Consider the following 6,575-nt stretch of genomic DNA (forward strand, 5'->3'; position numbering starts at 1 on the left):
GCCACCGCTCATACGAAAAGGCGGGTTCCGGCCGGTTGGTTGCCCGCTACCATGATTTAGTGTACCTCTTGGTCTATAAAACTTGTTGGCCGAACTGTACGACGACACGAACCCATCGACAACCATCTGCGCGCCGGTGAGTTCGCCTTGTTTCCCCCGATGAGGAGGCCTTGGTGCCGCGCATCCGTCTCGACACCGACGGACCCGTTGTCACGGTCCGCCTCGACCACCCGCCGATGAACGCCTTCGACACCGACCAGCGCGACGAACTCGCCGCCCGCGTACGCGAACTGGCCGACTCGCCCCGGGTACGGGCCGTCGTGCTCTACGGCGGCGAGCGGTTGTTCGCCGCCGGGGCGGACGTCAAGGCGCTCGCCGCGATGGGTATCGAGGAAGTCCGGGGCTGGAACCGGGCGTTGCAGCGCACCTTCGACGAGGTGGCCCAGATGCCCATGCCGGTTGTCGCGGCGATCACCGGGTACGCGCTCGGCGGCGGGCTCGAACTTGCCCTCGCCGCCGACTACCGCATCGCGGCCGACGACGCGCTCCTCGGCCAGCCCGAGGTGTTGCTCGGAATCATCCCCGGCTCGGGCGGCACCCAGCGCCTGGCCCGCCTCCTCGGCCCGTCCCGTGCCAAGAACCTGCTGATGACCGGCCGCCGAGTGGACGCGGCCGAGGCACTCCGACTGGGCCTGGTGGACGAGGTGGTCCCGGCGTCGGAGGTCCACGCCACCGCCCTCCGCTACGCCCACCGCCTCGCCGAGGGCCCGGCGGCAGCCCTGGAGGCCATCAAGGAGGCCGTCAACCACGGCACCGACACCTCCATGTCCGCCGGCCTGGCCCTCGAACGCTCCCTGTTCACCGGCGTGTTCGGAACGAAGGACGCGACGACGGGCCTCCAGTCCTTCCTGGAACACGGCCCGGGCAAGGCCCACTTCGAGAGCCCCGGGCAAGGCGCCCCGTAAGGGGTCGCCTTGCAGGGGCGCGGGGAACTGCGCGACCAGCCCCCACCGGACCCGCAGCGTGCAACGCATCGCACCGACCACCACGACACGAAAGGAGGGAAAGCATGAAGGCCCTGCGCTGGCACGGCGCCCGAGACCTGCGCCTGGAGGAGGTCCCGGACCTCCCCGACCCCGCACCCCACGAGGCCGTCGTGGAGGTGAGCTGGTGCGGAGTCTGCGGCACAGACCTGCACGAGTTCCTCGAAGGCCCCCACATGATCCGCGACAGCGCACACCCCCTCACCGGCGCCGCCCCACCCCTCGCCCTCGGCCACGAACTCAGCGGCACAGTCGTCGCGTTGGGCACCGAGACACCCGGCATCGCGATCGGCGACCGGGTGACCGCCGACCCCGTCTGGAGCTGCGGCGTCTGCTTCTGGTGTGCCCGGGGCGAGTACCACATCTGCCCCAGGAGCGGCTCCGTCGGCCTCGCCTCGCCCGGCGCCTTCGCCGACCGCGTCACCGTGCCGCTCGCCGGGCTGACTCGGCTGCCCGACAACGTCAGCGACGAGATGGCGGCGGTCGCCGAACCCCTCGCAGTGGGCCTGCACGCCGTCACCCGGGCGGGAGTGCGGCCGGGCGACAACGTCCTGGTCGTCGGCGGCGGCCCGATCGGCGTCGCCGTGGTCCTCGCGGCCCGCATCGCCGGGGCGGCCGGGCTCTATGTGAGCGAACCCCTCGCAGGGCGCCGCGAGTTGCTGCTCGGCCTCGGTGTCACCGAGGCGTTCGACCCGCGCGAGACGGACGTACGCCGTGAGGTGTTCCTGAAGACCGGACGCATCGGCCCCGACGTCGTCATCGACGCGACCGGTGTGCCCGCGCTCGCCGGCCAGGCCGTCGCCACGGTCCGGCGCGGCGGACGGGTCGTGCTGGCCGGTGTCGGACACGGCAGCGTCGAGTTCGACATGGGGCAACTCGTCTTCTACGAGCGCTCGGTGGTCGGCACTCTCGGCTACAACTTCGACATCCCCCGGGTGATCGACCTGATGAGCACCGGGCGACTGGACGCCTCCGCTCTGGTCACCGGGCGTTTTGCGCTTGCGGACGGAGTCGAGGTCTTCGCGGACCTGGCCGCCGACCGGGCCAGGCACCTCAAGGTGCTGCTGACTCCGAAGGGACTGTGACATGGATTTCGACCTGCCGGAGGAGACCCGGGACCTCCAGGAGATGGTCCGCGAGTTCGCGGCGAAGGAGATCGCTCCGAACGCCGCGCAGTGGTCGGAGACCGAGACGTTCCCGACCAAGATCTTCACCAAGCTCGGCGAACTCGGCCTGATGGGCATGCTCGTGCCCGAGGAGTACGGCGGCGCCGGCTCCGACATGGTCTCCTACGTCGCGGTCATGGAGGAACTCGGCACTGCCGACCAGTCGGTGGCCTCCTCCTGGAACGCGCACTCGACCATCGCCACGCTGCCGCTCCTGACGTACGGCACCGAGACGCAGAAGCAGCGCTGGCTGGCCCCGCTGGCCAGGGGCGAGGCCATCGGGGCGTTCGGCCTGACCGAGCCCGGTGCCGGTTCCGACGCGGCCGGCATCACCACCACGGCCATCCAGGCGGACGGGGGTTGGCTGATCAACGGCACCAAGATGTTCATCACCAACGCCGGTACCGACATCAGTCAGGGCGTCACCCTGCTGGCCACGACCGGCAAGGGCGAGGACGGGCGGAAACGGTTCGCCACCTTCTACGTCCCGACCGGGACGCCCGGTTACACCTGCGGCGCCAAGCTGAAGAAGCTCGGCTGGCACGCCATGGACACCCGGGAACTGGTCTTCGAGGACTGCTGGATCGCCGAGGACCATCTGATCGGCGAGGAGGGCAACGGGCTGCGCCAGTTCCTCTCGGTCCTCGACAAGGGCCGTATCAGCGTCGCCGCGCTGGGTATGTCGCTGGCCCGGGCGGCGCTCGCGCTGGCCGTCAAACACGCCACGGAACGCCACCAGTTCGGCCGCCCGCTGTCGGCCTTCCAGGCGGTCGCCCACAAGATCGCCGACATCGGTACGGAGTTCCAGGCCGCCCGCTGGATGGTCTACCGGGCCGCCTGGCTCGCCGACCAGGGACGCCCGTACGGCACGGAGGCCGCCATGGCCAAGCTGTACGCCTCCGAGGTGGCCAACCGTGCCGCCTCCCAGGCGGTGCAGATCCACGGCGGCTACGGCTATGTGCGGGAGTCGGAGATCTCACGGTTCTACGCCGACGCCAAGATCCTGGAGATCGGCGAGGGCACGAACGAGATCCAACGCGACGTCATAGCCCGGGCGTTGCTGAAGCAGGCTTGACGCGGGCAGGCGGGCCTGGAACGCGAAGAGGCCCGCGGTGGATGCCGCGGGCCCTCGTACCGGCTGTACCGGCTGTACCGGCTGCGCTGGTTGTACCGGCCGGCTCAGCTCGCCAGGACGGCGGGCTGCCACACGGCCTCGGGGTCGAGCGGCAGGTCCGGCCGGTCACGCTTGAAGGCCGCGGCCTCCTGCTCCACGTCCGGCAGGGCGGCGCCGGGTGCTCCGAACCCCCGCAGCAGCGTGTCGCAGTACTCGCTGGACAGGTACGAGGCGTCCCAGTCGCCGTCCGGCTTCACCCATTGGTAGGTGTGGTTGTGCAGATTCAGGAACTGCAGGGTGGCCAGGTGCGGTTCGACCGCGCGGAAGGTGCCCTGTTCCACGGCCTCCGTGAGCAGTCCCCGGACCAGTTGCTCGAACTCCGCGCGCTGGCCGAGCAGTGTGTCGAGATAGTCGCCGGTGAGGCTGCGGTAGTCGTGCTCGTAGACCCAGATGTGGTCGAGCCTGCGGAAGATGATCGTCAGCAGCGACTCCGACAGCAGCCGCAGCCGCACCAGCGGGTCCGCGTCGAGGCCCGCGATCTCCCGGGCGCGGGACAGCAGCGGGTCCATCACCCGCGACTGGATCTCGATCAGCAGGTTCTCCTTGGACCCGATGTAGTAGTACAGGGCGCCCTTGGCGAGCCCGACCGCGCGGCCCAGTTCGTTGATGGAGGTCGCCGCGTAGCCGTAACGGGCGAAGAGGGTCGCCGCGGTGTCGATGATCTTCTGGCGTCGGACCTCGTAGTCCGGCCCGTGGCCCGGTGGTCGTGGCATGTGGTTCTCCCCGCCTGGTGTGTCGACATTTCGACGTGCCGATGAGACATGGCCTCGGGCCCGCGTCCGGACGGCCGGTGGCACATCCGGGGGGAAACGGGTCCGGGACCTCGCTCTATTGTGCTTGACCAGTTTGCTAGACCAGACGGTACATTAAAAAATGGACTCCGGCGGCGCGGCCTTGTACCGCCCGCGCGATCATTGCGAGGACGCGCATGACGACCGAGGCACCCCACCAGACAACGACCGGTTCCGCCATTTCGGCCGGTTCCGCCGGTTCCGCACACGCGGAACAGCTCCTGGAAATGTACCGCCGCATGCGACGCATCCGGCGCTTCGAGGAGCGGGCGTCCGTCCTGTACAAGGCGACGGAGATACCCGGCTTCCTGCATCTGTCGATCGGTCAGGAGGCCAGTGCGGTGGGCGCCTGCTGGCCGCTGCGCCCCAGCGACGGAATCACCTCCACGCACCGGGGCCACGGCCACGTCCTGGCCAAGGGCCTGGACACGGCGTCCATGATGGCCGAGCTGATGGGCAAGGAGGCCGGGACCTGTCACGGCCGCGGTGGTTCGATGCACATCGCCGACCCGGGCCTCGGCATCTACGGCGCCAACGGCATCGTCGGTGCCGGCCTGCCGATCGCCACCGGGGTGGCCACCGCGGCCAAGCTGCGCGCCGCCGGAGACGTGGTCGTGGCGTTCTTCGGGGACGGCGCGGTCGCCCAGGGCATGTTCCACGAGGCCGTCAACCTGGCCGCCGTATGGGACCTGCCAGTCGTCTTCCTGTGCGAGAACAACCACTACTCCGAGTTCTCGCCCGCGTCAGAACAGCACCGCGCCCCGCTGTCCGCCCGCGCCGCCGGGTACGGCATCGACTACGCGCATGTCGACGGCAACGACGTCCTCGCGGTGGCGGGGCTGATGAACGACGTGGTGGAACGCCTGCGCGGCGGCGCGGGGCCCGTCCTCGTGGAGGCCGAGACCTACCGCTGGCACGGCCACTACGAGGGGGACCCCGAGCGCTATCGCAGCGCCGAGGAGGTTGCCGCCGCCAAGGAGCGCGACCCGTTGCTGGTCGCCCGCCGGCACCTCGCGGCGGTCGGCGTCCCCGCCGTGCTGGCCGACGCCGTCGACGAGGAGATCGACAAGGAGATCGAGGCGGCCGTGGAGTGGGCCAGGAGCCTGCCCGAACCGGCCCCCGAGACCCTGTACGACTTCGTCTCCGCGCCGCGCTCCACGATCCCCGAGCCGGTGGCCCCCGCCGAGGGCGAGGTCTTCCGCTCCATGGACGCCGTACGCCTCGCCCTGGAACACGAACTCACCGCCGACCCCGACGTGTTCCTCGCCGGGATCGACATCGGCGCGGGCGGAAACGTCTTCGGCCTCACCCGAGGCCTGGCCGATGCCTTCCCCGGCCGGGTCCGTGACACCCCGATCAGCGAGAGCGCCATCCTCGGCACAGCGGTCGGGGCGGCCATGGCCGGCATGAAGCCGGTGGTCGAGATCATGTACATGGACTTCATCGGCGTCGCTCTCGACATGCTGCTCAACCAGGCCGCCAAGTTGCGCTTCATGACCGGCGGCCGGGCCTCCATGCCGCTCGTCGTCCGCACCCAGTTCGGCGCGGGCCGCTCCTCGGGCAGCCAGCACTCGCAGAGCCTGGAGGCACTGCTCGCTCACATCCCGGGCCTGACGGTGGTGATGCCGTCCAACCCTGCCGACACCTACGGTCTTCTGCGTGCCGCCATCCAGGACCCGAACCCGGTGGTCTTCGTGGAGAACCGGCTTCAGTACGGCCTCAAGGGCCCGCGTCCGCCGGCCGACCACCTGATCCCGCTGGGCAAGGCCAAGGTGATCCGCGAGGGCACCGACATCACCGTGGTCTCCTGGTCGCGGATGGTCCAGGACTGCCTGGCCGCCGCGGATGTGCTGGCCGCCGAGGGAGTGAGCGTGGAGGTGATCGACCTGCGTACGGTCGCCCCGTTGGACCGGGAGACCGTTCTCGCCTCCCTGGCCAAGACCAACCGCCTGGTCATCGCCCACGAGGCAGTACGGGACTTCGGTGTCGGAGCCGAACTGGCCGCGCTCGCCGTGGACGAGGGGTTCTGGCACCTGGACGCTCCGGTGACGCGCGTGGCCCCGCCCCATGTGCCGGCGCCGTACGCGCCCTCACTGGAGCGGGTGTGGCTGCCGTCGCAGGACACGATCGCCGAGACACTGCGACGGATCGCGGCGGTCTGAGAACGCGAACGGAGAACGAAAAGGGAGAGGCCCCCAGGATCAAGATTGAGGAGCTTGAGTCCTGGGGGCCTCTCCCTCGGGGAGCCGGTGTCCGTGTCAGACGGTGGCCACCGGTGTGAGGGGGCTGCCTTGGGTGCCGGGGAGGTGGAGTGGGGGTGCGGTGAGGAGGAAGCGGCTGCGGTGGTGTTCGCGCAGCCAGGCGGCGAGTTCTTTGAGGTACCAGAGTTCGCCGAGGGGGA

Annotated in this window: 5 protein-coding genes; 4 read left to right on the plus strand and 1 reads right to left on the minus strand. The window is 70.0% G+C overall.

The genetic code is table 11. The features are described 5' to 3' along the window. Positions 1–173: 173 nt before the first annotated feature. The 3 genes from G3I71_RS31880 to G3I71_RS31890 all read left to right on the plus strand — a co-directional run bounded on the left by G3I71_RS31880 (position 174) and on the right by G3I71_RS31890 (position 3,284). A complete protein-coding gene (locus G3I71_RS31880) occupies positions 174–965 on the plus strand; it encodes an enoyl-CoA hydratase-related protein (RefSeq protein ID WP_164320031.1) in 792 nt (263 codons plus the stop codon). 104 nt (positions 966–1,069) lie between these two features. Further along, the gene (locus G3I71_RS31885) at positions 1,070–2,128 is read left to right on the plus strand and encodes a 2,3-butanediol dehydrogenase (protein ID WP_164320033.1); all 1,059 of its coding nucleotides are present in this window, start codon (positions 1,070–1,072) and stop codon (positions 2,126–2,128) included. 1 nt (position 2,129) lies between these two features. Continuing rightward, positions 2,130–3,284, plus strand: a complete 1,155-nt coding sequence (locus G3I71_RS31890) for an acyl-CoA dehydrogenase family protein (RefSeq protein ID WP_164320034.1) — start codon at positions 2,130–2,132, stop codon at positions 3,282–3,284. 104 nt (positions 3,285–3,388) lie between these two features. Here G3I71_RS31890 and G3I71_RS31895 read toward each other — a convergent pair whose 3' ends face one another. Further along, entirely contained in the window at positions 3,389–4,096 is a 708-nt protein-coding gene (locus G3I71_RS31895; protein ID WP_164320035.1) for a TetR/AcrR family transcriptional regulator, read from the minus strand. Between the two features lie 215 nt (positions 4,097–4,311). Here G3I71_RS31895 and G3I71_RS31900 point away from each other — a divergent pair, with 215 nt between their 5' ends. Next, the gene (locus G3I71_RS31900; RefSeq protein ID WP_203731874.1) at positions 4,312–6,336 is read left to right on the plus strand and encodes a pyruvate dehydrogenase complex E1 component subunit beta; all 2,025 of its coding nucleotides are present in this window, start codon (positions 4,312–4,314) and stop codon (positions 6,334–6,336) included. Positions 6,337–6,575 lie beyond the last annotated feature (239 nt).

Source organism: Streptomyces sp. SID12501 (assembly GCF_010550245.1).
Lineage (GTDB): Bacteria > Actinomycetota > Actinomycetes > Streptomycetales > Streptomycetaceae > Streptomyces.